We start from the raw sequence: 23,060 nt of genomic DNA, 5'->3' as shown, positions 1-23,060 counted from the left end.
CGAGCGCGCGATCAACGGCCTGTCGCCGGCCCAACGCCACGCCGTGCGCCAGGAGCGGAGCGTGCCGCTGGTCACCGAGCTCGAGCGCTGGATGATCGAGACGCGCGACAAGCTCTCGCGCGGACACGATCTGACCAAGGCCTTCAACTACATGCTGCGCCGCTGGTCATCCTTCACCCGGTTCCTCGACGATGGGCGGATCTGCCTATCGAACAATGCAGCCGAGCGAGCCAGAAAGTCCTGGCTGTTCTGCGGTTCCGATCGCGGCGGACAGCGCGCTCCCGTTCTCTACAGCCTGATCGTCAGCGCCAAGTTGGATGACGTCGACCCTCAGGCCTGGCTCGCCGACGTCCTCGCCCGACTGCCCGCCTATCCGGCCCATCGGATCGATGATTTGCTGCCGTGGAATTGGAGATCCGCAAAACTGCGGACCCAACCAGCGGCGGCCTGATCATGCAGCGCAATAAGGTGCATCACGTCTACACCGTCGAACGTGTCGCCAGGGACCTCGGCGTCAGCGAAGCGCTCATCCAGGACCTGACCCTCGGTCTCGAGCCCGAGGACGGCGTCATCTGGGTGTACGGCGCCAACGATGACGACGGAATCTTGGCCTTCACCGATGAAGGCATCGAGGAGGTCAAACTCCTCCTCGAAGAATATCATCGCGTCTCCCCATCGAAAGCTTGACCCCAGCACCGCGGTGCTCAAGGCCGCCGGATACGCACGTCTGCGGTCTTCACCGGATGCGTACGGCTCCCTTATCATCGATGACGGCGAAGGCATCCACGTCATCGACACCGAGATACATCGAGGCGATGGCGGGTCTCTGGAGCGTCGCGCTGGGCTTCAGCGAAAAGCGCATGGCAAGCAATTCATCGATGGCCACGCCTGCAAACCTTCAACAATCGCGCGGGTGAGCTTCTAGATTCTAGATCCAACGGAGTCAAACTGGCATCCCTGGGGATGATCATTCGTCTTCTGGGAATTGCTGAAGCTTTGACAAGCTCAGCTTTTTCCGACTGTGGCCTGGTGCACAAGGTCCTGACACATCAGCGCCATTGGGCGCAGCCGGTTGTGCAGACTGCTGGCCAGCATCCACGACATTCAATTTGCAAAGCAGATCGCGCGCCGCTCGATTTTCGGAGGAATAATAGATCTTCCGGCCCTCGTATCGGACCTTCACGAGCCCAACTGTCCGGAGCTTGGCCATGTGCTGGCACAAGGCGGCCCGGCTAATACCGAGCCGTTCGCGAATTTTCCGGAACGGCAATTCATTGTCGTGCAGCAAGCTCAAAATGTGCAGCCGCCGCGCATTTCCCAGCACCTCCAGAAATTCGGCCGCTCGTTGGGCGTTAGCCCTTAGTCTGTCCGAGACCATGGATACCTCTTCCCCAGCGACTTGCCGCCACGCCGAAGATTGCGGAACAATCGATCTCTTCATTGAACACGGCCAGATCATCTGGCACGAGCCACTGGGCGTAGGACCGAAGCCGTCTCAATCCACAAGCCTTGGGATGTCTCTCGGCGCGCTCGGACTCAAGTACAGCCATCGTTGACCGCTGTTGTTGGATTGGAGCGAGTCCTTTGGCGTCCTTCCGTTGGCTGACTAGTCCGCCACGTCGTAGCATGGTCCACTCACCCGCTCCTTTGCGCAACCCCAGTAGATAAATTACCACATTCACGTCGATTGTGTCGGCTCCTCCACTATGATTAAGCCCTGTGACCGCTCCCAGAATGGTGAAGTTAGCCCCGATCACGGTGTGCTCTTGACGGATGCACGTCAAACGGGACGCGCGGAACCGGGCCCGGGTGAGCGATTCCCATTTCAACCGAGCCTCCGTTTTTCGACGCCGATGCGGGCGGGCTGACGCCTTTCACATATGGGCTTGCCCGTGCGATGTAGTGTCAATCGATATGACTAACGGCCTCCTTTTGCCTCTGATTGCCTCCACACGTCACCAAACGGATCCTTGACCTCCTGCTAATCGCTCTCGTTGGACCTTCGTTGAGCCGTCAGCTGACGATGTCGGTCTGCTAACCGAAACTCGGTTCGCTTCAACGATCAGAAATGGGCACAGTGTGGCAGGGCCTGAGCATACTGTAGCAACCATGGCCCCTTGCCCTGTGGGTGACCGGTGCCCCCAACCCCAACCCCCAACCAATCGTCGGTCGCCCTCTCTTTTTTGAGCATACGGGTTGTCACCATAGCCGGCCAACGGCACCTACCCTATAAGGATTGCTGCGGCAGGAGGGCAAAATCCCTCGGCACACTTCTTGGGTCAGCTGACTATTGCGGATGAACGCACCGAGCTGATGGTGTCGCGCGGCTATGCCCCATCTCAATCTGAGGGGCACTTCGACGATGCCACCGCCTGGAAGGGGAACCCACGATGCCCTCAAGGGCCTATATGACCTCAAGGTCGCGATCGATGCCATCGAGACTTGAGACCCTCCTCCCAGTCGATGTCAACCGCGATCAGCACCGACCGGCTCATGACGGGGTCGGCTTTGCGCACTTCTCTCGGGTGGGGCGAAACGCTCCCGGCCCTTTGTTCCGAGCGAAGCGTCACCGGCGCTGGTCAGTGGTTTCCTGAGCCATTTCGTGATGGCGTTCTTCACTATGCTTCCCTGCCCTCCTGCAAACGGCTAACTCGCAATCGGGCGAACGCCTACTAAGGAACGCCTCGACCATAGAAAATAGTATCTTACAATACCGGCCCAGGCTTGTTGCGATTTCAGTTGCAAATCCTGTGTCGATGATGAAATCATGGGAGCGCTGGGCAATGGGGGGTTGTTTAGGTTCCGGCACCAGGAGGAGAGGCGGTATGACCACACAGGTGGTACATCGCGCATTCAGTCCCAACCAGATCAGGCAATTCAGGGAAATCTACGAGCGTGCGCGGGTAGTGCAGGCAAATTACCCCGAGTCGCACATTGCCAGCAAAGCCGCCAAAAGACTGATCGAGGCTTTCGAAGCCGAGATCCAAGCTGACGGGACGGTTCTGGATATTCAGCGGCTAAGCGAGGCCACCCCCCTAGGGACCGCCTGAGATCATGCCCTTGTCTGGCGAATCCTAACGATGAACGGCTTCATCTGCCGACGTCAGCCGTGTGACGTTGCCCCCAGTTTCTATCCAGTTTTGAGTTCGTTTCCGGCGTGGGTTGTGCCCTGCTGGGCGGGTGAAGCGACGGGCGCTGGCGCGGAGCCTTTGGCATAGCGCAGCGCGAGCGACCGTCGCGGATTGAAGGTGCTGGCGAACTCGGCCGGCGTCTGCCAGGCGATTTGGGAGTGCGGCCGCGCGGTGTTGTAGTCGGCGCGCCACAGGGCGATGGCTACGCGCGCCTGAGCCAGCGAGGTAAATAGCGTCTCGTTGAGCAGTTCATCGCGCAGTCGGCCGTTGAAGCTCTCGATGAAGCCATTCTGCATCGGCTTGCCGGGCGCAATGTAATGCCATTCGACGCGGTTCTGATCCGCCCAGGAGAGGATGGCGTTCGAGGTGAACTCGCTGCCATTGTCGCTGACGATCATCCTCGGCCGGCCGCGCTCGGTAATGAGCCGGTCCAATTCGCGTGCAACCCGCATGCCCGAGAGAGACGTATCAACGATGAGTGCCAGGCACTCTCTCGTGCAGTCGTCGACAACGGCCATGATGCGGAAGCGGCGCCCGTCGGTGAGTTGGTCCGATACGAAGTCGAGCGACCAGCGCTCGTCGGGCCTCAGCGGCAACATCGGCGCCCTTGTCCCGATCGCCCGTTTGCGGCCGCCACGGCGGCGAACGGCGAGCTTCTCCTCCCGATAGAGCCGGAACAGCTTCTTGTGGTTCACGACCAGGCCCTCCCGCCTCAGCATCACGAGAAGACGCCGGTAGCCGAACCGGCGTCGCTCCTGCGCGATCGCCTTCATCCGCTCGCGAACCTCGCGGTCGTCCGGCCTGCTGGTCTCGTAGCGAACCGTCATGCGGCAACAGCCGATGGCTTTACACGCCCGCCGTTCGCTCATCCCGAAGCCTTCCTTCAGGCGAGCGACAGCTTTCCGCTTGGCCGCGGGCGTCACCATTTCTTTCCCACAAGATCCTTCAACGCGGCATTGTCGAGCATGGCGTCGGCCAGAAGCCGCTTGAGCCGTCCTCCAGCGCCTTCAGTCGCCGAGCCTCGGAGATATCCATCCCGCCGAAGCGGGCCTTCCAGTTGTAGATCGAGGCGTCGCTGACCCCGTGCTTGCGGGCCTCGTGTTCCTTCAAAATTCCGATGATCTGCTCTTCAGAGAAGCGGCTACGTTTCATGTCCTGGTCCTCTCGATGGGCCAGAACGAACTTCAAACCGGATTAGATCAGAGGGGCAAGGTCACGTGCCCTGCCGGCGGATCCTGCCGTTCCAGAATCAAGTGCGGGAAGTGGGTCGCCATGCAGAGCGATAGGGGAGCCATGGGGTTGGGCGGCGGTGGCTCCCCTATCCTGTCTCCGCATTTTGTTCGCAGACAGGCCGCGTAAGCTCGCGCAGACGCCGGCCTTCCAGTGTTCAGCGTGGCCCATACGTCGTCAACCAAGCTTTTGGAGGCATGATGCCACGTTGTCAGGAGGTGCGTGCGAACCCCACTACCTTCTATGGGATGAGACCGGCCGGAATCAATCGCAAGCTCGGTGATTTGCCGGCTGATGAAGCTAGTCTGTAGGAGGTGCCTCCAACACGGCGCGGTAGCTCAGGATATTCTAGAGCCTAGTGCAGGACGGGGTCTGCGTCTTAGGCTCGGCCCGCTCCAGCCTGTCGAAGCGTTTTGGGACCTCGTCGTACTCGAACGCAAAAATTTACCTAAAATTAACTTATGTTAGAGACCTCTTATAAATAGCCCATACACTGCCGAAGCTGCTTTTAGCTCAGCAGCCACTTTCTTGAGGCTAGTAATCAGCCTTGAGCGTAGAAATGGGGCGGGGTAACAAACTTCCAATTCTATAGAAATGAGGGTGCCTATCGGGCTCCGTAGGCAGCTTTCGTTGGGGAAGGGTGAGTGTAGGTATGGTTTCCACTGCAGGACTGCACAATTACGGTTCGACAAATCAAACAAGAGTTCCGTCCAGCGGCACAGAAAATCTCCACCTAGAAGCAGGCAAGCAATACCTGCTCATGCTGGACGGAAGGGCTTTGGACCGAGAGTGTCTCGCATCGGCCCTTGAGGACCATGAACTGGGCATGGCGGTCGTCGCCATGGGTTCGATCGAAGAATGGCGCGTGAGGAAGGGGGAGGCCTCTTCCCTTGCAACCATACTCTTCAACCTTGGCGGCCGGAAGATGACCGATCATGGCATCGCAGACGAAATCAGGCATATTTCGTCCGAGTTCAAGGCAGTCCCCTTGGTCATCCTGGCCGACACCGAAGACCTTGCACAGGTGCTGACGGCTCTCGAATGCGGCGCACGCGGCTACATTCCGACTTCGGTCGGTATCGATGTGTGTGTCGAGGCGATCAACTTGGCGGCGGCGGGAGGCATCTTCGTTCCGGCCAGCAGCGTCCTTTCCATGCGGCACTTGATAAAATCAGGCGACTGCGACCCCCGACCTTTGACGGGCATGTTCACGCTCAGGCAGACAGAGGTCGCCCAGGCGCTGCGACGCGGTAAGGCGAACAAGATTATCGCCCACGAACTGAATCTTTGCGAAAGCACCGTGAAGGTTCACATTAGAAACATCATGAAGAAATTGAAGGCGACTAACCGCACGGAGGTGGCCTACAAGGTGAACGATCTCTTCGTGGAAAGACCTCTGGGCTAAGAGTAAATCGCATCAACAAGACGGCCCGACCCGGTTCAGTCCCGGCGGGTCGTATTTTTTCCATCGACGGAGCATTTCAGTGAACGGTCGATTTCGCGGGGGCCCTGAAAAGCGCGCCACGTCCGACGAAAACCCCCGCCGGGCTGCGTCCATCACTCGGACCGAGGGTCGCCCAATATGCCGCACTCATCTACCGCAATGTTCTCGCCGAGCACGATCTTCTTGGGTCGATGGGCCGGCGCGGCAATCCATACGATAATGCGAAAGCGGAAAGCTTCATAAAGACGATGAAGGTCGAAGCCGTCTATCCGATAGCTTACGAAAGCTCGGCCGACGTCGCTTTTCCCCGCTTCATTGATGAGGTCTATAACACCCGCCGATTGCACTCAGCCCTCGGCTCTTTCAGCCCGCAACAGTTCGAGGACCAACACGCCCGGCAGATGGTCAAAGCTGCGACTTGACCCTGTCCGGTCTGAGGGGCGCACTCCAGATCGGCGTCCAAATTTTGCACGCCAATTCACAGATTTCGCGTTGTCGCGCTACCGGGAGCCACTCGAGACAAATGGCTCCTTCTGATCGTTTCATTGCCCCGAACTCCTGACCGCGTGCTGCAGGTAGATATTCACGGAGTGCTCCGATTCGCTCGATTGGTCGCGATAATCTGGTTCTGCGGCCCCCTCAAAGGCTGTTCCATTGCGCGGCAGCAAAGTCGGTGCCTGTCTGGCTATCCACCATAAGTGCTAGCTCCTAACCTTATGGCGAAAGCGCAAACCTGAGCCGAGCATGTAGACTTGTCGCCGGAATGGAGTGGTTGGCATGTCCGAGCAAAGCCTTCGTTTTCGCAAATCCGCCCGCCTACAGGAACGCGGTCGCGAACTGATCCCCGGCGGTAGCCACACCTACGCGAAAGGGGAGGACCAGTATCCGATCCTGGCGCCTGGCTTCATCGAACGTGGCTCAGGGTGCCACGTCTGGGACGTCGACGGCAACGAGTACATCGAATACGGCATGGGCAATCGTTCGGTCGGGCTGGGGCATGCCTACCCGCCCGTGGTTCGAGCGGTGGAAAGGGTCCTCCAAGGGGGGTCGAATTTTACGCGGCCTGCCAGGATCGAAATCGACTGCGCCGAGACGTTCCTGGAGCTTATCGGGGCGCAGATGGTGAAGTTCTGCAAGGACGGATCCGATGCGACCTCCGGAGCAGTTCGCCTTGCCCGCGCCTATACAGGTCGCGATCTCGTTGCCTTCTGCTCCGATCATCCGTTCTTTTCGACGGACGATTGGTTTATCGGAACCACACCTATGAATGCCGGCATTCCGGAAGCAGTCCGAAAGCTCACCGTTTCTTTCCGGTACAATGACATCGGAAGCGTGAAGGAATTGTTCGACAGGCACCCCGGCAAGTTGGCAGCCCTCATCCTCGAGCCCTCCCGCGGCGACGATCCGGTGGACGGGTTCCTTCATGAAGTCCAGCGTCTCTGCAGGGAAAAGGGCGCTTTGCTCATATTCGATGAGATGATCACCGGGTTCAGATGGCATGCGGCCGGTGCGCAGAAGCTCTATGGCATAGAGCCGGACTTGTCGACGTTCGGCAAAGCGCTTGGCAATGGGTTTTCGGTCTCGGCCCTCGCCGGCAAACGCGAATATATGCGGCTCGGCGGTCTCGAGCATACGGACCGCCCAAGGGTGTTTCTCCTGTCGACCACGCATGGCGCGGAGACCCACGCCCTTGCGGCGGCGATCGCAAACATGCGGACTTACCAAAACGAGCCGGTGATCGAACACCTGCACTGTCAGGGGACGAAACTGAAGAAGGGGATCACAGAGGCCGCCAGTCGGCATGGGGTGGATAGGCACTTCAAGGTAGTCGGCCGTCCCTGCTGCCTAGCATTTGCCACGTTCGACCCTGACGGAAAGCCGTCGCAGGCATATCGCTCGCTGTTCCTGCAGGAGACGATCAGGCGTGGAGTGCTTATGCCGTCTCTCGTCGTCAGCTATACGCATGACGACGCGGCCGTCATGAAGACGATTGAGGCCATCGATGGTGCACTGGCCGTGTATGCGCAGGCCCTGGAATCGGGAACGAGCCGCTTCTTGGTAGGCCGCCCGTCACAGGTTGTCTTCCGCCGTTTCAACACTGGTGATGGCCGAGCTGAACCAACGAGAACGCCAGAGACCTTTCAAGTCCCGAATGCTATGGCCATGGGGCAATCCGAAAGCCGGCCCGCGGCAACATCTTGACGCGTCTGAGGCCTTCCTTATCCTATCGAACAAGGACCATCGCGGCAATCCCGCGCTGGTCCTTGGGCCATAGGACAGGATCTCACTTCGTCGGTTGCGGGAAACAACAAGGCACAAGCTATCACCCCATGAGGGCGAGCAGAGGTGCAGGACAAGGTCGAAGCCATCGATGGCTCGTGCGGGTCTGCGGAAACCGCCTAATCAATCTGCAGTGGCAACAAGCTCGGGAAACGTGTGATTTCTCACCCAAATAACGGCTTCCTCGATGGTATCGAAGTTCTTGTGCAACCCGCTCAGCAGTCCAAAGCCTGTCTCGAGGAACCATTTGCCTTTCATGCAGTAGGCTTCCTCGTCAATCTGGGTAAGGACGGCGACCAGCTGGTCGGATTTCCACACCAGAACCCCGTCTTCTCCCCCATCGACGGTTCCAATTCGAGCTTCGCTGCAAGTAAATCCAGGCGCAACGTTGGCATTGCCCATTTTGACAAAAATCCCTTCAACCTCAAAATAAAATGGTAGAAAAGAACGCCGTAGGCTTTTCTGTGGGTATTTTCGACCAGCGGCAGCGAATTAATTAACAGATCGCGCGGTCAGTTCAATCTGTTTCATCCGGTCATCCACTGCTCATTTCTCCGCGAAAAATGCGCGCGAGCCGCTACAGAATCTTGACCTTCCTTAGCGTGAAGGCCTCGGCATAATGCTCGGGCGCCCGGCATTCCATCCCGCGCAACCGTGCAAGTCCGGCAAATGTCTCGCGATCGAACCAGTCCTTGGAGCGCTGCGACCCGAAGTGCTCATAAAGCAGTCCGAGCTTGCGTTCCAGCAGGTCTGCCGTAAGCGGCACGTAGGCGTTGGGTTGGCAGAGATCGCCGTCCCATTTCGGAATCTCGTATTCGAGCACGAGATGATCGCGGAAGACGTTCCAGGTCAGTTGGTTGACCTCCCGGTGATCCTGATGAGCATCGAACTTGGCGTGGGTCAACACCACGTCCGGACGTATCCTTGATCTTACGTCCATCAGCCACTGCTTTATCGATCGGCTATGGGCGGGGAAGTAGCTGTCCTCAAAATCCGCAATCTCGACTGTGGACGAGCGTGATCCTTCGAGAAAAGCTTCGGCCGAAGCCCTGGCTTCGGCCGAGCGCTGGCCGCCGGCGCTCAGGACGCACCAGGAAACGTGCAGTTTGACCCCCGACGCGATCAGACCGAGTATCGTGCCGCCCGCGCCGATCTCAATGTCATCGGAATGGGCCCCAAGGCAGAGGATCGAAAGTTCCTCCCCGCCACGTGCGAGGCCAAGCCCCCTCATGATGCAGCCAACACCACGCTGCGCCTATTCTTCCCGGCGGTGACACTCATATTCCAGGGCATGTCACCCTTTTCGACCATATCTTCAAGCGACTGCCAGTCGCGAAGCGTATCCATCGAGCGCCAGAACCCCTCGTGCTTGTATGCCATCAGCATGTTGTCGTCGATCAATCGCTTGAAAGGTTCGAGAACGAGTTCCTCGCCGTCACGCATGTAGTCGAAGATTTCGGGGCGGAACACGAAATACCCCCCGTTGATCCAGATCTCGGACGTCTCCGTGGTGCGAAACTCGCGCACGCGACCGTCTTCAGCGATGTCGGCCAAATGATACGTCAGCGGCGCGCGCACAGCCAGGAAGCAGCCGATCTTGTCGCTGGCCTCGAACTTCGCGATCACATCGTCAAGGTCGACGTCGGTCAGGCCATCAGAGTAGTTGGCCAGAAACATCTTTTCATTCCTGACGTGGTCCCTCGCTGCCCAGAGGCGTTCTCCGATGTTACGCCAGATGCCCGTATCGAGAAGGGTAATGCTCCAGTCCTTGATCGTGTCACCGAGCAGTTTTACCTCCTGACCTCCATGCGTGACGACGCAATCGGAAAAGGTCTGCGGCCGTGTATTCAGGAAGAAGTCCTTGATGACATTGGCCTTGTAGCCCAGACACAAGACGAATTCGTCGTGCCCGTAGTAGCTGTACCACTGCATCACATGGCGCAGGATCGGCTGGTGGCCGAGCGGTATCATCGGCTTCGGTATGCTGTCGGAATAATCGCGAATGCGGGTCCCACGGCCGCCGCAGAAAAGGACGACTTTCATTTTCTCAACTCCGATGGATCGATCACGGTTACGAAAGGAATTGGCACCACGAATTTCGCGTTCCAAGCGGCGACATGGTGCATCTGCTGAATGATCTCGTCCTTCAGGTTCCACGGAAGGATCAGGATGTAGTCTGGCTTGGCCTGCTCGATCGCCTCGATCGGCTTGACCGGGATGTGCATGCCCGGTGTGTAGCGGCCGTGCTTGTAAGGATTGCGGTCAACCGTGAAATCGAGGAAGTCGGTGCCGATAGCGCAGTAGTTGAGCAGCGTGTTGCCCTTGCCAGGCGCGCCATAACCGCAAATCGTCTTACCCTCTTCCTTGGCCGAAATCAGGAACGCGAGGAGATCGCGCTTCGCGCGCTGAGCCTTGTAACCGAAAGAGGCGTAGGTCGTCATTTCCGTCAGCCCATGCCTCTTTTCGCGATCGAGCAGTTCGGCGACACTGTCACGCGTGGCCCGGTCGCTGCCCTGGTGGGCGAGATAGACCCGTAGCGAGCCGCCATGGGTGGGCAGTTCCTCGACGTCGATCAGCCGCAGCCCATGTCGGGTCGCCATGAAATTGATCGTCAGCAGCGAGAAATATGAAAAATGTTCGTGGTAGATTGTGTCGAACTGGTTCTCTGCCATCAGCCGCTCGACGTGCGGAAACTCGAGGGTGACCACGCCCTCGGGTTTGAGCAGGATCTTAATTCCCGCGACGAAGTCGTTGAGGTCGGGCACCTGCGCCAAGACATTATTGCCGATAATAAGGTCGGCGTGGAGCCCTTCGGCCACCATCTGAATTGCCAGCCGCACCCCGAAGAAGTCGACCCGCGTGGGCACGCCCTTTTCGACTGCAGCGCGCGCGACGTTGGCCGCAGGCTCGATGCCAAGCACGGGAACGCCAAGTGCCAGCAAGTGCTGCAGCAGGTAACCGTCATTGCTTGCGAGTTCGACCGCGAAACTGTGGGCGCCAAGCCCCAGTCGCTTCGCGATCGCCTCGCAATATGCCTTGGAGTGGGCCACCCAGCTTGTCGAGAAGGAAGAGAAGTAGGCGTATTCGCTGAAGATGGTCTCGGGGCTCATATACTCCTTGAGCTGCACCAGGTAGCAGCATTCACAGACCAGGACATTGAGCGGATAGTAGAGTTCCATCTGGTCAAGCTGGTCGGCCTGCAGGAAGCTCTCGCAAGGAGGCGACATGCCCAGGTCGACCAGACTGTGTCGCAGGCGCGATCCGCACAGCCTGCAACTGACATTCAAGCGTGCCATATGCTGATCGCGAGCGATTTCGATAGCCTGAATATTCATCCCGTACCCCTCTGCCCGTTTGAAAAACGGAGACGCGGGTGGCTGACCTGTCCGCCGCGCTCCGCAGGACGCATTTGGACCCAGGTTAGGGGGGGTGCCCCCCGTGTTCGATTTGCCAATCCGTTGGGTGCCTTAATCCTTATAGGGAAGCGTGGGCCCGGCATACGGCGATCGGAGAAGCCAGCTAAGGCTTAGGTCTCTCTTCCACCCTCGCAGGCGGTGGCGACAATCAGATTGCCGGTCGTTGCCCGGCTGCAGGGATTTAGAGGCATGCGATTTACCGAAACGGAGCTGAATGGCGTCTGGTTGATCGAGCCGACGCCCGTGGTTGACGATCGCGGTTCCTTTACGCGGGTGTTCTGTGAAAAGGAGATGGCCGATTGCGGGCTGGCGACGCGCTTTGTCCAACACAGCCGCGCGCATTCGGTCAAAAAGGGAACACTGCGGGGATTGCATTTCCAGAACGACCCTTATGCCGAAGTTAAACTCGTCTCCTGCGTCCGCGGGGCGATTTTCGACGTGGTGGTGGATCTGCGCCCGAACTCGTCGACACGCTACAGCTGGCTGGGCTTCGAGCTGACGCCCCAGAACATGAGGCAGGTCTATATACCTGCCGGGTTCGCGCACGGGCTCCAGACCCTTACGGATGATGCCGAGGTCTCGTATCTCATATCGCAATTCTATACGCCTCACGCGTCAAGGGGTGTCCGCTACAACGACCCTGCCTTTTCGATAGGCTGGCCCTTGATGCCGACGGCGATGTCGGAGAGGGACATCAACTGGCCGCTGCTGAAGAAGCTGGTATTCTAGCCTCGGAGGCTCCATCCCTTAAAAGTTTACAAGAAGTATCGTCCTCATCTCTTCTCCGGGACCAGCTTGCGGATTTGCTACGGGTAGACTCAGCATCGTTGTTCCTTTCCGCCCAAATGGTGGAAGGTCAACGTACACACCGGAATTGAATACAACGCGGGTGTCCGGACCCGTCCACTTGTTGAGGTTTGGTTTTTTGAGTCTGGACGGTGCAGGCAAATGCTCCGTAATCAGGACGAATTTGTGTATAGCCGTGCGTGCCAAAATTTCACCGATGGTGTCATTGTCGAGGTGCTGCAAAACTTGTCTGATGATGCACAGATCGGATTTAGGAAGATCCTGTTTGCTCGCATCGAAGTGCTCGAAACAAATTCCTTCGCGTGCGAATTTTTCTCGGTTTTGCTCGATCACGAACGACGAAACATCAACTCCTAAATAGCGTTTTGCATGGTCGGCATACTTCCGCGCGACTTCGAAATCGCCGCACCCAATCTCAACGATACTTTCAACCTGTTTCTCGGTGATAAAATTCCGCACGAACGCAACATAAGTCGCAACTGATGGATCGTAGGAGCCGGATCCCGAGTAAGCAACTCCATTCTCCGATTTGCCCCAGATCGAAGTTTTGTAAATCAAATTGAAAATCTCAGTATTGGACCCAGACAATCTTCCATTCTTCAAAACGGATCGTAGACGCCGGTATGGATTTCTAAAGAGTTTTGGGACGAACACTTCAATTCCCACTAGCTTCCCCCTGATTTCCTTAGGAATATCGAAATAGCAGACGTGATATTCGGTTCGACACTAGTGCAGGATAGCGTTCATGGCGCCGCGTCGGCCAACAAGCCGTGATCCAAGAGTAGCCCCGCCGCTGCGGCCAGTTCCCTGAACGGGAGGCCCGAGCGCTCGGCCATCGCCAAAAGCGAATGCCGGCCGTCGGCAAGATTGAGCACCCAAAGCAGGGCCATCGACGTTGCCCCCGAAGACTTCTGCCCTCCCAGCGCGGCGTATAGGCCCCGCGTGCCGAGTTGTGGTTCGCCCTTGGGAAAAAGGTTCAATGGCGTCCAGTCTTCTTCGACGATCTCGATCACGTCCATCAGGATCCGGAAGGAATCCGCCAGGTGCTCGGGTCCAATGAAGTCGAGATTGTCGGCAGACGTGTGGTATTCGGGGAAGGTCCCATGGACGCTGCGCTGGAACATGCCGACCGGCAGATCGAAGCCCGGCGAACAATACTGCCTCTCGTCATAGCCGTAAGGGGAGAAATCCATCAATTTTGCCCCGGTTTCGCGCCCGAGCACGTGGGCCATGGCGCGGTCGATGAAGGCGTCGCCGCGGCGGCTGCGCTTGTATGCTGGCCGTCCTGCATCACCCACGCATGAAAGCACCAGACCGTGGTCGATGAGATGTGTCCGGTCCTGGTTGCGGGACAGCCACGCGAGCGCGCCGATCGTGCCCGGAGCGAACAGGAAGCGGTAGCTGTATCGTGTTTTCCTTGCCTCCAGGCTTCTAGCAAGGGTCGCCAGCAGAGCCAGGCCTGAACAATTGTCGTTGGCCAATGACGGGTGGCATATATGTGCCGAAAGGAGGAATTCCCGCTCTGTCTGCCCGCGGTGCAGGTATTCGCCATAAGTGAGGCTCCCGTCTTTGAGTTCGGCATCGATCTCCACCCGGTAGAGACCGTCAGGCATTTTGGCCACACGGTCGTAGTCTGCGCAGAAGCCCCATGTCGGAGCGTAGTAGCAGGTGCGGTAGGGGATCACTTGCGGCTGTTCTGGCAACGTATGGATGTGCGACCTCAGCTCGCTGAGCGGCAGTGTCCCCTTGAATGGCAAGCTGTAGTTGACGATGTGCAGGTTGGAGTCGGCAAAATCCAGGACCGTTTGTCCGTCCGGGCCTGTGATGCTCGCCGAGCGAATGTCCCATTCCTTTGGAACGGTCCAGTCGAACACCTGCGTCCCGGTGGGTACCTCATGCCGCTCTAGGTCAATGTGCCCCGACAGGATATCAAGCGTTTGTCGCACACCGTCCCCGGTGATGCTCCTGCAAATCGGAAAGAGACGTTCGGCCAGGGCATGGATTTCCTGGCCGAGAGTGGTGGAAGACGCAAGCGGGCCGAGTCCCCAGGGACTTATGTGTTCCATTCCCGTTAACCTGCCACTCCCTCCAGCTTTCGCGAAGGTTCAGTAACGCGCATCCGCTCGTCCAAAAGCCGGTTGGCCAGAAGATACCTGATATGGCCGATGCGCTGGAAGCGTGGCCCCTCGAATTCCTCGAGTGTGACATTCGACGCGCTGTAGGCCCGGTAAAGCTGCTCGGCGCCCGTGCGCGCATCCCATTGCGGCTTGAAGGCCGGAAGGGCGCGCGCGATCTTGTCGAAGTTGACGCGATAGGACCGTTTGTCGGGTCCAGCATCCGACGCGAATTCAAGCCGGCAGCCCGGTACGACTTCGGCGACAATCTCGGCAATCTCGCGGATCTTGTAGTTGTGGTCCGTACGTCCCACGTTGAAGGCCTCGTTGTGGATGATCTCGCGCGGCGCTTCCAGTCCGGCGATGAACGCCCTGGAAATGTCTTCGATATGGACGATCGGCCGCCACGGTGTTCCGTCGGATTTCAGCAGGATCACGCCTTTGGTGACGGCCCAGGCGACCAGATTGTTGAGCACAATGTCGAAGCGGAGCCGGGGCGACACGCCGTAGGCTGTGGCGGGCCTGAGATAGGTGGGAGAGAAGCTGCTGTCGGCCAATTCGGAAATATCCCGTTCCGAGAGCACCTTGGACCAGCCGTAGGGCGTGACCGGGTTCAGCTCGCCCGTTTCGTCAACCATTTCCTCTCCCGCCTGCCCGTAGTTGCTGCACGATGACGCGAGAAGGAACCGTGACACGCCGGCCTTCTTCGCGGCGTTCGCGAAGCGAACACTGCCCTTGTGGTTGATTTCATAGGTGATTTGCGGATCGAGATCGGACAACGGGTCGTTGGAAAGAGCCGCCAGGTGGATGACGGCGTCGAAGCCTTCCAGGTCGCGCGCATGCACATCCCTGACGTCCTTTTGGATCGATGGAACGGAAGCCTGCGCTCCGCCCGAGGCAAAGGTGCAGCGGCGGTAGAGATCGCTGTCGTAACCCGTCACCGAATGCCCGGCGCGGAGCAGCATAGGCACCATTACGGAGCCGATATAGCCTTGATGGCCGGTTACCATGACTTTCATCGCGCACCTCTCCGCAGATATGATCGTAGAGGCTACTTGTGCAGAAAGCAGTGCGGGAGAACGCCATTAGGCGGCCAGGATGCCCCGTTGGACGAAGCCTTGGCGCCCACTACCTCTTTCGAGTGGTACGCTCTTAGTCCTTTCGAGGGCTTTGCCTCACTGTCACGCGTCGCCCGAACTTTGGTTTTCCTCGATCGGCGACCAGGCGGCGGACCTGGAGCTCCACGATGTTGGCAGATCGGATTTGGAGTCCCGGCAAATCTGTCGGCTGGTTCTCGTCACCCCAGACATGGCCTCCGGCGGTCTCACAGTCCCAAGACAAACAGTGCCCGCCCGGCTGCGATCGCAATGACCTGCCGACCGTCCACCATAAACGAGATCGGAGCCGCTTTCGTTTCCCCGCCAAGCCGTGCGCGCCAGAGCTCCCGTCCGGTGGCGGAGTCGAGCGCGAACAGGACTTCTCCGGAGGCGCCGAACACCAAGCCGCCGGCAGTCGCGAGCAAGCCGCTGTAGCCTGTGTCCTTTGCCGAGGGCGAGCGGAATTCCCACATCCTTTTACCAGTCGCTGCATCGAGCGCTCGCACCGCCGCGACGGGTGGGGTGACCCACGCGGCCCCGCTCCCAACGTACAGCCCTCCCTGCCCCTGCGCGACTTCCTTGCCACTGGTCTTTGAGAAAATGGATGCCCCCTCGGTCGTCGGCACGAAGACCAGCCCCTGGCTCGCATCGAAGGCCGGATTTTGCCAATTCGTTCCCCCGCCACCTGGCTTAGTCAGGCGTCCCGAAGCCGAAACGCCGCGAGACATGATCGGCCGTCCTGCGGAATCGAGACCGTCGGCCCAATTTTGCTCCACGAAGGCCACTCCAGTCAGGAATTCCCCTGTGACCCTGTCGAGCACATAGTAGAAGCCGTTCCTGTTTGCCCAGCAAATCACCTGGCGATCGACGCCATGGACCTTGAGTTCGGCAAGGATCGGCGTTTGGTTGGAATCCCAGTCATGTTCGTCATGCGGCGTAAACTGAAAATGCCATGCCAGCTTGCCTGATTTCGCGTGCAACGCGATCACGCTGTTAGTGAAGAGATTGTCGCCGAGGCGTGTCTCGCCGGCATAGTCAGGAGCTGGATTGCCCACTCCCCAGTAAAGAAGATCGAGCGAGGGGTCGTAGCTGCCGGTGATCCATGTTGGGCCGCCGCCGGATTGCCAGCCTTCGCCCTCCCATGTGTCGTGCCCCAGTTCGCCAGGGCCAGGTATCGTATAGAACTTCCACAGCTGTTGGCCGCTTGTCACATCGTAGGCGGCCAGGAATCCACGAGCGCCAAATTCGCCGCCGGCAACTCCAACCACGACAGCCTTGTTAACGACCAGTGGCGCTCCGGTCATCGTGAAGCCCTCGGAAGGTTTGGCAACCTCGGTTTCCCAAACGACCTTTCCTGTGTTGGCGTCGACGGCGACCAAAATCCCGTCCAAGGTGCCCAAAAAGAGAGTATTGCCCAGAACAGCAAGCCCCCTGTTCACCCGCCCGCAGCACATCGGTAGGTTGTCGGGGACAGGTCTTTGGTACTTCCAGATCACGTTACCCGACCGAGTGTCGAAGGCAATGATGTTGGCTGGGGGCTCGGTGGTGAACAACGTTCCGGCGACGACGAGAGGCGTTGCCTCAAGAATTCGGTCGGAAGTGTCGAACTGATGAATCCAGCGGACCTGCAGTCGGGACACGTTCTCCTTTGTGATTTCAGCAAGCGCCGAATAGCGCCGACCGTCCAAGGAACCAGAATAGGTCAACCATTGGTCTGCATTCGCCGCCAGCAGGTCGCCGTCGCTCACGCGGAGATCGAGGTGAGCCGCGCGGTCTACGTTCCTGGCGGAATCCTCCGTCTGCAGCGACCTGATATAGCCTACAACCCTCCAACGATCGCCGAAGGACAGGTCGGCGTTGGAAGCCATGGGCGTGCCCGCGATGCCATCGCGCAAGACCTTGTAAATGGCCAGGTCGCTGTCGCCATGTGTGAGTGACCGGTCAAGCAGGGGAGCGCGCGCGCCGGATCCGTCGTGGCAGGCCGCGCAGCGCCTGCGAAATATTTCGGCGCCGCTGGCGCGGTCCTCCGCGCCGACATGAGGATTAATGACTGCGGCATCTAGGGATCGCCCCTCCGTCACCGTCGGAGTCAAGACGAACCCGCTCGACGGGTTCGTCATCTGGAGCAGTTCCGGCCAGGATAAGTCGGGAACTCCCCCAAGCGCCTTGCGCGTATAGAGTTGTATTCGCCACGTGAAAGAGTGCCAGATTTTTGTACTCTTCGCCTCGTCCAACGGCTGAGGCATATTATTATAAAACAGAGCTCCCGACATCACAGCGGCGACAACAGAAATTATGGCAACATAAATAGTTCGTAACCTACGTCTTTTTCGATGAATGGAATGTGGCATTTGGCTATTTCGGCACTTGGCCTGCTTGGAGCGCATTTCACACGAGCGAGGCAATATCGGCACTTTTTCCAGCCAACCCGCGAGAGGGACCACCGGGAACATTCGTGTGTAGTCGCCCCGATCCGGGTAGTCGGACGCCTGACGCTTGTCAAAGGAATTTTCCCAGCAAGCGGGGCTTGCCCGCAAGAGGGACAAAAGGAGTAACCCACCGCTCGTGAGGTTAAATCCTAAGCCCCAAGAACGGACGGCTAGCAGCATTGCCGATCCGCGTAGCCAAGAGTCGCAACTTGCGGAGGAAAAGCCGGCTGGCCGAGGGCAGTCCGTAGGCAGCGAGATACTTTCGTGACTGAACAGGGGCCCCGGTGATCAATACGCCGGCTATCGGCGCCTTACTCGCTTGCATCGACCGCACGAGTTGTTTGAGCGCGTCCATGGAGGTTCTGCCCCATTTGACGACCAAGATGACGCCATCCAGAACCGGGCTGACCGTCAACTTGGCAGGTCCAGAAGTGAATGACGGAAGCACTACGATGACAGTATCGTACGCTTCCAATCCTTTGAAGGCGCTGCGCACCTTCTCCTGGACGAGCAGTTCATAGGCGTCAGACGACGAGCATAGAAGCATGTCGAACTTCCGGTTCGGCACGGGCACTATTCTTGGCGCGGCGGGGCCAGCTGCGTGCTCGCCAGCGGCAGGCGATCCCGCCACCAGCAGCTTCGTCAGCTCCGGGTTGGGGGCGTCCGCGTCGAGGATCAGCACGCGCTGGCCAGAGATCGAATAGAGCGAAGCGAGGTTGGTTGCCGTCGAGCAAATTTCCTCCCCTTCCACTGTTGACGTAATGCCGAGCCATTTCATGGAATGGCCGGCTCCTGCAAGGCTGATCGCGGTCTTGACGCGCCTGAGGCTATGGCTGAAGGGCGAATACGGCGAGCTTGTCACTTCATCCGTTCGGCCTCCTTTGCGGCCCAATGGCGGCAACTCGCCCAGGCATTCCAGACCGAGCCCCTCGCGGATTTGTTGCGAGGAACGAATGCTCCTGTCCAACAGGTTGCGGACGAAGGCCAGGCCCACTCCAACCATGATGCCGAACAGAGCGCCAAAAGCCAACACCAGCTCGGGCCGCGGATGGCCGGCTGACAGCGGCAGCGCAGCAGGTGTGATGACCCGGACGTCTGCAATCGGATAAGACTGCTGGTTCAGAGAACTGGCGTGCGCCTGCAAAAAATTGCGGTACATCTTGCGGTAGATGTCGGCAGTGAGGTCGAGTTCCTCGAGCGTAGGCTCTTGGGTGTCCTCGCCTGCGTCCCATTTCGTCTTACCTTTGCCGCTTGGTCTGGCGACGTTGTAGTCGTGCCGGGCGCGGAATGCCTGTGCGATCTGCGTGGCATTGTTCATTTGGCTCCGCAGCGCGCCCAGACGTTTGTCGAGCCATGCGCCATCCTCGTGAGCCTCCGCTCCCTTGGTCACCAGCTGTTCGAGCACGAGGGCGTTCGCGGTGGCGTTGGCTATCTTTGCCGACAATTCGGGATCATGGGAGCTGAACGAGATTTCGATCGCGTACGAGCCACCGAGCCGACGAATGTCGAGCCCGTTCTGAAAAGTCAGCATGGTACGGCGGCTGCGCTTGAATTCTGCGCTCTCGGGTGTTGTGCTGTCAGCACCGTCCAGGGGCGGCACCCCCTCGCCAGTCGATTCGGAAGCGTAGGCATTCTCGGTTGTTTGGAAGCCGAGCGCTTTCAGCGTGAACGCGCTGAACCTGTCGAAGCGTTCAGCCAAGGTAGGATTTTGCGGCCGATTGAAGGTCGCGTCGTGCCGCAGGTTGAGTTCGTCTATGACCATCAGGGCGTTCTTTTCGGACCTCATCAGGGCGATCCGGCTTTCGATCTGCGCCGTATCCAGGGACAGGTTCACTTTGCCGGACTGCTGCTGGAGGAGTTTGGAGAGGTTCGGCTCGATGAGAATTTGGGTGCTCGCCCTGTACATGCGCTCAGTGGTAATAACGTAGATTCCTGCGGCGAGGATGCCCACCGCTAGGCAACCCATGATTGAACGAGCATACAACTTCAGGAAACCTGTAATGTCGGACAGGCTGATGAATTCCTGGTCGATTGGATTGGTCGCTGGTCGCAAGACAGCCGGATCGTCGATCGATGATTCCTGCTGTCCAGGCAATTGCCTGGCCAGGGCATGCCTGTTCCTGCGGGCGCGGACCCTGGTTGCGGCGATGACGGCAAGAGCGATGAAGAACACGATGCCTGGGTCCGCGGTCCCACTCGAAATGGAAGCGGCAACGATTGCGGCCAAGGCGCATGCACGTACGGACGACACCACGGCATCCGTTTCGCGGTCGACATACGACCTGAGCTCGCCAAGTCCGCGGATTAAGACGACCAGAAGCGCCGCCATCATCAGGCTGCCTGCCAAGCCGAGTTGCGAGACCACAGCAATCGGCCAGCTGGAAGCGCGCGAGCTGCCGAATCCGATGCCCAGGCCGCTGGTGTCGGCAAAGGACTGGAGGCTCTTGATATTCCAGTAAGCCCGCTCATGGCCGGAGTCTGTGCTGCCCTTGTTTATAATGGTCGAGTCAATGAGCTCAATGACCGGGTCGAGGAGGCGTTCGTTGTAGAGGATGATTGCCATTACAGCACAGACCCCGGCCGATAGGAGCCCGACGATCAGGATCTCGTCAGTGGTAATTCGACCGGCCAGAAACGAACGAGCGAGGGAAAAAGCCACGGGAACGCTGAATACGGCCAAGCCGACATATGCTGTCGACGACGTACAAAGAAGCAGCAAGACTAGCAGCACCGCGGACAGCCAGCGGGCCAGCCGAGAGCCTGTCTTGCGCCAGTAGACGTAGCAGAACGAAAGGCACGCCAGGGAGACGCCGCCGAAGGCCGATGCTTCGGAATAGGCTCCGGCAATGCGGAAAAAGCCTGCCTGGACCTGCTCTGTGAGCATCGCGTAGTTGGCAGTTCGGATCACCAGCAGAAGGTCCCCAGCTCCCGCGAGCTTGCCCACAAAGTCGAGCAATCCCATGGCGACATGGAGGATGCACCAGATGAAAAACCCTCGCCGAACTTCGTCCATCCTGTCCTTGTTCAGGAGCAGGATGCATAGGGCAATGACGGTGAGGCCGCCAAGAATGAAATATCCGGTTTGCGAGATATTGGACGAGACCGGCTCGAGCGACGCCTCAATGACGACGCCGTGGCGCGTCTTGGATTGGACGAACGCACTAGTCTGTCCCGCAAACAGGCGCGGGAACAGCCACGCGCCTGCCACTGCATAAAACATGAGGCCAACGAGTACCCATATGGGCCGGATCTTGCCGAATGCGTCGCCGAGGTCCTGCCAGATCCGCCTCCTGGCGGCGACCCCCGCCAACAAAAGGAACCCGAAGAAAGTGTAGATAAGCGGCGACGACCCTCCCAGAGAACTGAGCGTCATCAGGGCTGTAGAGCCGAAAGCCAGCGATGCGAGCAGTCCTATGATTAACGGCGCCCGGCAGTAAATTGCCGTCAGCAGAACTCCTGCGCAGACGATGAGACCAACCGGAGAGACCTGCATCTGTTTTCAGACCTGCTCGGGCAGGCGGCAGCCCGGTATTTCCTTCATACGGCTGGTTCCCCCGCGCACCCATATGCATGTCACTTCCTGCCGGCGACCACTCGTCCTGGTTCCGGGCGGTTGCACGATGCCTACCTTTTCAGGAAATAATGCCTGACCGACAAGCGGAACAATGGGAGTAACAGGACGGCGACAAGGTTGAGCGCACCATCCTTTGGAGTATCGCCATACATCCGTTAGGCTGCTCGACTGTTTCCGATCAGCAACGGGGCTGCTCCATGCGACGCCGGCTCCACGGCGGATGGTATCCGACGGCCCGCAATCCGGAGGTCTCTTGGTCATGCGGTGCGCAGGGAAGGCAGCGAGAGGAACGTCGGTCCCCCAGGGTGTCTGCAACGCTTCAACACGTGCCATGCGCCGCCATGCTCCGGTAGGCGGCCATGGCTGTGCGTGGGATGACCCCTGCGGACTGAGAGAACCATTCGAGAGGATCGACGGCAATGATAAGATCGATGTCGGCAAGAGCTTCCCTGACAGTAGCGCCGTCCGTACCGACCTCCGCATGGCCCGCACGTGTCACTGTAATAGCAAGGACAGGATCTTTTGCCTGCGTGTAAGTCTTCGCCAGGGATACACCCACTTCATGCGAAATCTGTTGCGCTCCCGATGAGAAAGACCCGCGACCATCTGCGCCTTTGGGGGGATCGGAAGTGTAATATTGCAGTTTTCGAGCAATGCTTCTGCTTGGCGGTAGAACCTGTTGAAATAGTTATCCCAGGGCCAGCCCGGTGCGTCCCAGGGCTTAGGTGCGCCAACGAAGTGCCAGATCGTCGGCTTGATTCCTCGCTCGCGCGGGTCCAGCGCCATCATATATTCGCTCTGATAGTTGTAGCGCAGAGGTAGTAAGTTGACGTTTCCCCGAGCCGCGTGATTGAGCGCGCTTTGGTCGGATGCGATGCAGCAGTCGGGGTGCTCGCGTAGAAAACCAATTGCCGACGCCGCGATAGAATTCCATGCGTTTTTTGACGCATATATTACACCGGAATTGAAATAAGAGATCGCATTGCATCCCAAATCTCTGAGATACACCATATCCCTGCGCTTAGAAAAACTTAGTTCGTCTACGTATATTCTCATGAAGTCCGACACCGCCATCAGACCGGACTCGGGTGGCGAGATGGCCAATAAGGTCTCGAGCTCGTCATCCACCATGGTGTCGCCGTCGATGTACAGAAAACGTTCGATATCCTCCCCCAACAGTGAACCGATCCATAGCCGTGCCAGCGCGATGGGGGGAACGACGTCGCGATGAAGTCGGGAGAGTTCGGCCAACTGCGGGAAGCTAGCCGCTCTGATTGAAATTTTCGTTCCGGAAACAGCCACGCCAAATTGCTGTAACCACGCTTCCTCCGCATCGACGACGAACAGATAGATAGAGGTATCCCCCCAGGTGTGTGCATCTGCGGACAATGCTGCTGCAAACGTCGGCAGAAAGTAATTCTTGTCGGTGACAAGAATTACTGCGGCCTTTCCGGTAGTTTTCGGGCATGTATGTTGTGCTGCGATTGGTGAAGAGTCGATTAGATCCGGCATTCCCAGCCCCCAGTCAATGTTTAATT

The 23,060-nt window shown here is 58.6% G+C and carries 19 protein-coding genes and 1 pseudogene; 7 read left to right on the top strand and 13 right to left on the bottom strand.

What is annotated here, in order from left to right; translation table 11 throughout:
• A partial coding sequence (locus NKH57_RS23580) for an IS66 family transposase (RefSeq protein WP_352947724.1) occupies positions 1 to 451 on the top strand: 451 nt, incomplete at its 5' end.
• Between the two features lie 2 nt (positions 452 to 453).
• Positions 454 to 687, top strand: coding sequence for a hypothetical protein (locus tag NKH57_RS23575; protein WP_023778258.1), 234 nt, complete (start codon positions 454 to 456; stop codon positions 685 to 687).
• A 49-nt stretch (positions 688 to 736) separates the two neighbouring features.
• Here NKH57_RS23575 and NKH57_RS23570 read toward each other — a convergent pair whose 3' ends face one another.
• Positions 737 to 886, bottom strand: a complete 150-nt coding sequence (locus NKH57_RS23570; RefSeq protein ID WP_352947735.1) for a hypothetical protein — start codon at positions 884 to 886, stop codon at positions 737 to 739.
• An 81-nt stretch (positions 887 to 967) separates the two neighbouring features.
• On the bottom strand, positions 968 to 1,378 hold the full coding sequence (locus NKH57_RS23565) for an ArsR/SmtB family transcription factor (RefSeq protein WP_352947721.1): 411 nt from the start codon (positions 1,376 to 1,378) through the stop codon (positions 968 to 970).
• A 1,447-nt stretch (positions 1,379 to 2,825) separates the two neighbouring features.
• Between NKH57_RS23565 and NKH57_RS23560 the strand changes: the two genes are divergently transcribed.
• The gene (locus NKH57_RS23560; RefSeq protein WP_352607977.1) at positions 2,826 to 3,050 is read left to right on the top strand and encodes a hypothetical protein; all 225 of its coding nucleotides are present in this window, start codon (positions 2,826 to 2,828) and stop codon (positions 3,048 to 3,050) included.
• 80 nt (positions 3,051 to 3,130) lie between these two features.
• On the opposite strand, the pseudogene NKH57_RS23555 reads toward NKH57_RS23560, so the two are convergent.
• Positions 3,131 to 4,283: pseudogene (locus tag NKH57_RS23555) on the bottom strand (IS3 family transposase).
• A gap of 730 nt (positions 4,284 to 5,013) precedes the next feature.
• Between NKH57_RS23555 and NKH57_RS23550 the strand changes: the two are divergent.
• The 3 genes from NKH57_RS23550 (at position 5,014) to NKH57_RS23540 (ending at position 8,007) form a co-directional block, all read left to right on the top strand.
• The gene (locus tag NKH57_RS23550; protein ID WP_502907331.1) at positions 5,014 to 5,766 is read left to right on the top strand and encodes a LuxR C-terminal-related transcriptional regulator; all 753 of its coding nucleotides are present in this window, start codon (positions 5,014 to 5,016) and stop codon (positions 5,764 to 5,766) included.
• Positions 5,767 to 5,996: 230 nt separating this feature from the next.
• On the top strand, positions 5,997 to 6,227 hold the full coding sequence (locus NKH57_RS23545) for an integrase core domain-containing protein (protein ID WP_352947718.1): 231 nt from the start codon (positions 5,997 to 5,999) through the stop codon (positions 6,225 to 6,227).
• Between the two features lie 355 nt (positions 6,228 to 6,582).
• Positions 6,583 to 8,007: a glutamate-1-semialdehyde 2,1-aminomutase gene (locus NKH57_RS23540; RefSeq protein WP_352947715.1), complete on the top strand. Its 1,425-nt coding sequence runs from the start codon at positions 6,583 to 6,585 to the stop codon at positions 8,005 to 8,007.
• A 201-nt stretch (positions 8,008 to 8,208) separates the two neighbouring features.
• Here the strand turns inward: NKH57_RS23540 and NKH57_RS23535 are convergent, their stop codons facing one another.
• The 4 genes from NKH57_RS23535 to NKH57_RS23520 form a co-directional block, all read right to left on the bottom strand.
• Entirely contained in the window at positions 8,209 to 8,487 is a 279-nt protein-coding gene (locus NKH57_RS23535) for a hypothetical protein (RefSeq protein WP_352607983.1), read from the bottom strand.
• A 175-nt stretch (positions 8,488 to 8,662) separates the two neighbouring features.
• The gene (locus NKH57_RS23530; protein ID WP_352947712.1) at positions 8,663 to 9,316 is read right to left on the bottom strand and encodes a PIG-L deacetylase family protein; all 654 of its coding nucleotides are present in this window, start codon (positions 9,314 to 9,316) and stop codon (positions 8,663 to 8,665) included.
• Positions 9,313 to 10,128 carry a sugar phosphate nucleotidyltransferase gene (locus NKH57_RS23525; RefSeq protein ID WP_352947710.1) on the bottom strand — a complete coding sequence of 272 codons (816 nt, stop codon included), beginning with the start codon at positions 10,126 to 10,128 and terminating at the stop codon, positions 9,313 to 9,315. The genes NKH57_RS23530 and NKH57_RS23525 overlap by 4 nt, the downstream gene beginning before the upstream one ends.
• Positions 10,125 to 11,420: a methyltransferase domain-containing protein gene (locus NKH57_RS23520; protein ID WP_352947707.1), complete on the bottom strand. Its 1,296-nt coding sequence runs from the start codon at positions 11,418 to 11,420 to the stop codon at positions 10,125 to 10,127. The genes NKH57_RS23525 and NKH57_RS23520 overlap by 4 nt, the downstream gene beginning before the upstream one ends.
• 270 nt (positions 11,421 to 11,690) lie before the next feature.
• Here NKH57_RS23520 and rfbC point away from each other — a divergent pair, with 270 nt between their 5' ends.
• Positions 11,691 to 12,230, top strand: coding sequence for a dTDP-4-dehydrorhamnose 3,5-epimerase (gene rfbC, locus NKH57_RS23515; RefSeq protein ID WP_352607991.1), 540 nt, complete (start codon positions 11,691 to 11,693; stop codon positions 12,228 to 12,230).
• Positions 12,231 to 12,248: 18 nt separating this feature from the next.
• Here rfbC and NKH57_RS23510 read toward each other — a convergent pair whose 3' ends face one another.
• The 6 genes from NKH57_RS23510 to NKH57_RS23485 all read right to left on the bottom strand — a co-directional run bounded on the left by NKH57_RS23510 (position 12,249) and on the right by NKH57_RS23485 (position 23,034).
• Complete coding sequence (locus NKH57_RS23510) at positions 12,249 to 12,866, bottom strand: class I SAM-dependent methyltransferase (protein WP_352947704.1); 618 nt, start codon at positions 12,864 to 12,866, stop codon at positions 12,249 to 12,251.
• Between the two features lie 185 nt (positions 12,867 to 13,051).
• The gene (locus NKH57_RS23505; protein WP_352947701.1) at positions 13,052 to 14,374 is read right to left on the bottom strand and encodes a DUF4910 domain-containing protein; all 1,323 of its coding nucleotides are present in this window, start codon (positions 14,372 to 14,374) and stop codon (positions 13,052 to 13,054) included.
• Positions 14,375 to 14,379: 5 nt separating this feature from the next.
• Complete coding sequence (locus NKH57_RS23500) at positions 14,380 to 15,441, bottom strand: NAD-dependent epimerase/dehydratase family protein (RefSeq protein WP_352947698.1); 1,062 nt, start codon at positions 15,439 to 15,441, stop codon at positions 14,380 to 14,382.
• Positions 15,442 to 15,746: 305 nt separating this feature from the next.
• Complete coding sequence (locus NKH57_RS23495) at positions 15,747 to 17,639, bottom strand: outer membrane protein assembly factor BamB family protein (RefSeq protein WP_352947696.1); 1,893 nt, start codon at positions 17,637 to 17,639, stop codon at positions 15,747 to 15,749.
• 451 nt (positions 17,640 to 18,090) lie between these two features.
• A complete protein-coding gene (locus NKH57_RS23490) occupies positions 18,091 to 21,441 on the bottom strand; it encodes a GNVR domain-containing protein (RefSeq protein ID WP_352947694.1) in 3,351 nt (1,116 codons plus the stop codon).
• Between the two features lie 576 nt (positions 21,442 to 22,017).
• Entirely contained in the window at positions 22,018 to 23,034 is a 1,017-nt protein-coding gene (locus NKH57_RS23485) for a glycosyltransferase family 8 protein (protein ID WP_352947692.1), read from the bottom strand.
• Positions 23,035 to 23,060: the final 26 nt, after the last annotated feature.

The sequence above is a fragment of the Mesorhizobium sp. M1050 genome, from assembly GCF_040318715.1.
Taxonomy (GTDB): domain Bacteria; phylum Pseudomonadota; class Alphaproteobacteria; order Rhizobiales; family Rhizobiaceae; genus Mesorhizobium.
The sequence above is the reverse complement of the archived record's forward strand: the minus strand, read 5'-3'. Positions and strand labels throughout refer to the sequence as shown.

Excerpts from the sequence above, each read along its gene's own strand:
- NKH57_RS23575 (WP_023778258.1), top strand. The coding sequence starts at position 454 with ATGCAGCGCAATAAGGTGCATCACGTCTACACCGTCGAACGTGTCGCC.
- NKH57_RS23565 (WP_352947721.1), bottom strand. The coding sequence starts at position 1,378 with ATGGTCTCGGACAGACTAAGGGCTAACGCCCAACGAGCGGCCGAATTT.
- NKH57_RS23560 (WP_352607977.1), top strand. The coding sequence starts at position 2,826 with ATGACCACACAGGTGGTACATCGCGCATTCAGTCCCAACCAGATCAGG.
- NKH57_RS23550 (WP_502907331.1), top strand. The coding sequence starts at position 5,014 with ATGGTTTCCACTGCAGGACTGCACAATTACGGTTCGACAAATCAAACA.
- NKH57_RS23545 (WP_352947718.1), top strand. The coding sequence starts at position 5,997 with ATGGGCCGGCGCGGCAATCCATACGATAATGCGAAAGCGGAAAGCTTC.
- NKH57_RS23540 (WP_352947715.1), top strand. The coding sequence starts at position 6,583 with ATGTCCGAGCAAAGCCTTCGTTTTCGCAAATCCGCCCGCCTACAGGAA.
- NKH57_RS23535 (WP_352607983.1), bottom strand. The coding sequence starts at position 8,487 with ATGGGCAATGCCAACGTTGCGCCTGGATTTACTTGCAGCGAAGCTCGA.
- NKH57_RS23530 (WP_352947712.1), bottom strand. The coding sequence starts at position 9,316 with ATGAGGGGGCTTGGCCTCGCACGTGGCGGGGAGGAACTTTCGATCCTC.
- NKH57_RS23525 (WP_352947710.1), bottom strand. The coding sequence starts at position 10,128 with ATGAAAGTCGTCCTTTTCTGCGGCGGCCGTGGGACCCGCATTCGCGAT.
- NKH57_RS23520 (WP_352947707.1), bottom strand. The coding sequence starts at position 11,420 with ATGAATATTCAGGCTATCGAAATCGCTCGCGATCAGCATATGGCACGC.
- rfbC (WP_352607991.1), top strand. The coding sequence starts at position 11,691 with ATGCGATTTACCGAAACGGAGCTGAATGGCGTCTGGTTGATCGAGCCG.
- NKH57_RS23505 (WP_352947701.1), bottom strand. The coding sequence starts at position 14,374 with ATGGAACACATAAGTCCCTGGGGACTCGGCCCGCTTGCGTCTTCCACC.
- NKH57_RS23500 (WP_352947698.1), bottom strand. The coding sequence starts at position 15,441 with ATGAAAGTCATGGTAACCGGCCATCAAGGCTATATCGGCTCCGTAATG.
- NKH57_RS23495 (WP_352947696.1), bottom strand. The coding sequence starts at position 17,639 with ATGACGAACCCGTCGAGCGGGTTCGTCTTGACTCCGACGGTGACGGAG.
- NKH57_RS23490 (WP_352947694.1), bottom strand. The coding sequence starts at position 21,441 with ATGCAGGTCTCTCCGGTTGGTCTCATCGTCTGCGCAGGAGTTCTGCTG.
- NKH57_RS23485 (WP_352947692.1), bottom strand. The coding sequence starts at position 23,034 with ATGCCGGATCTAATCGACTCTTCACCAATCGCAGCACAACATACATGC.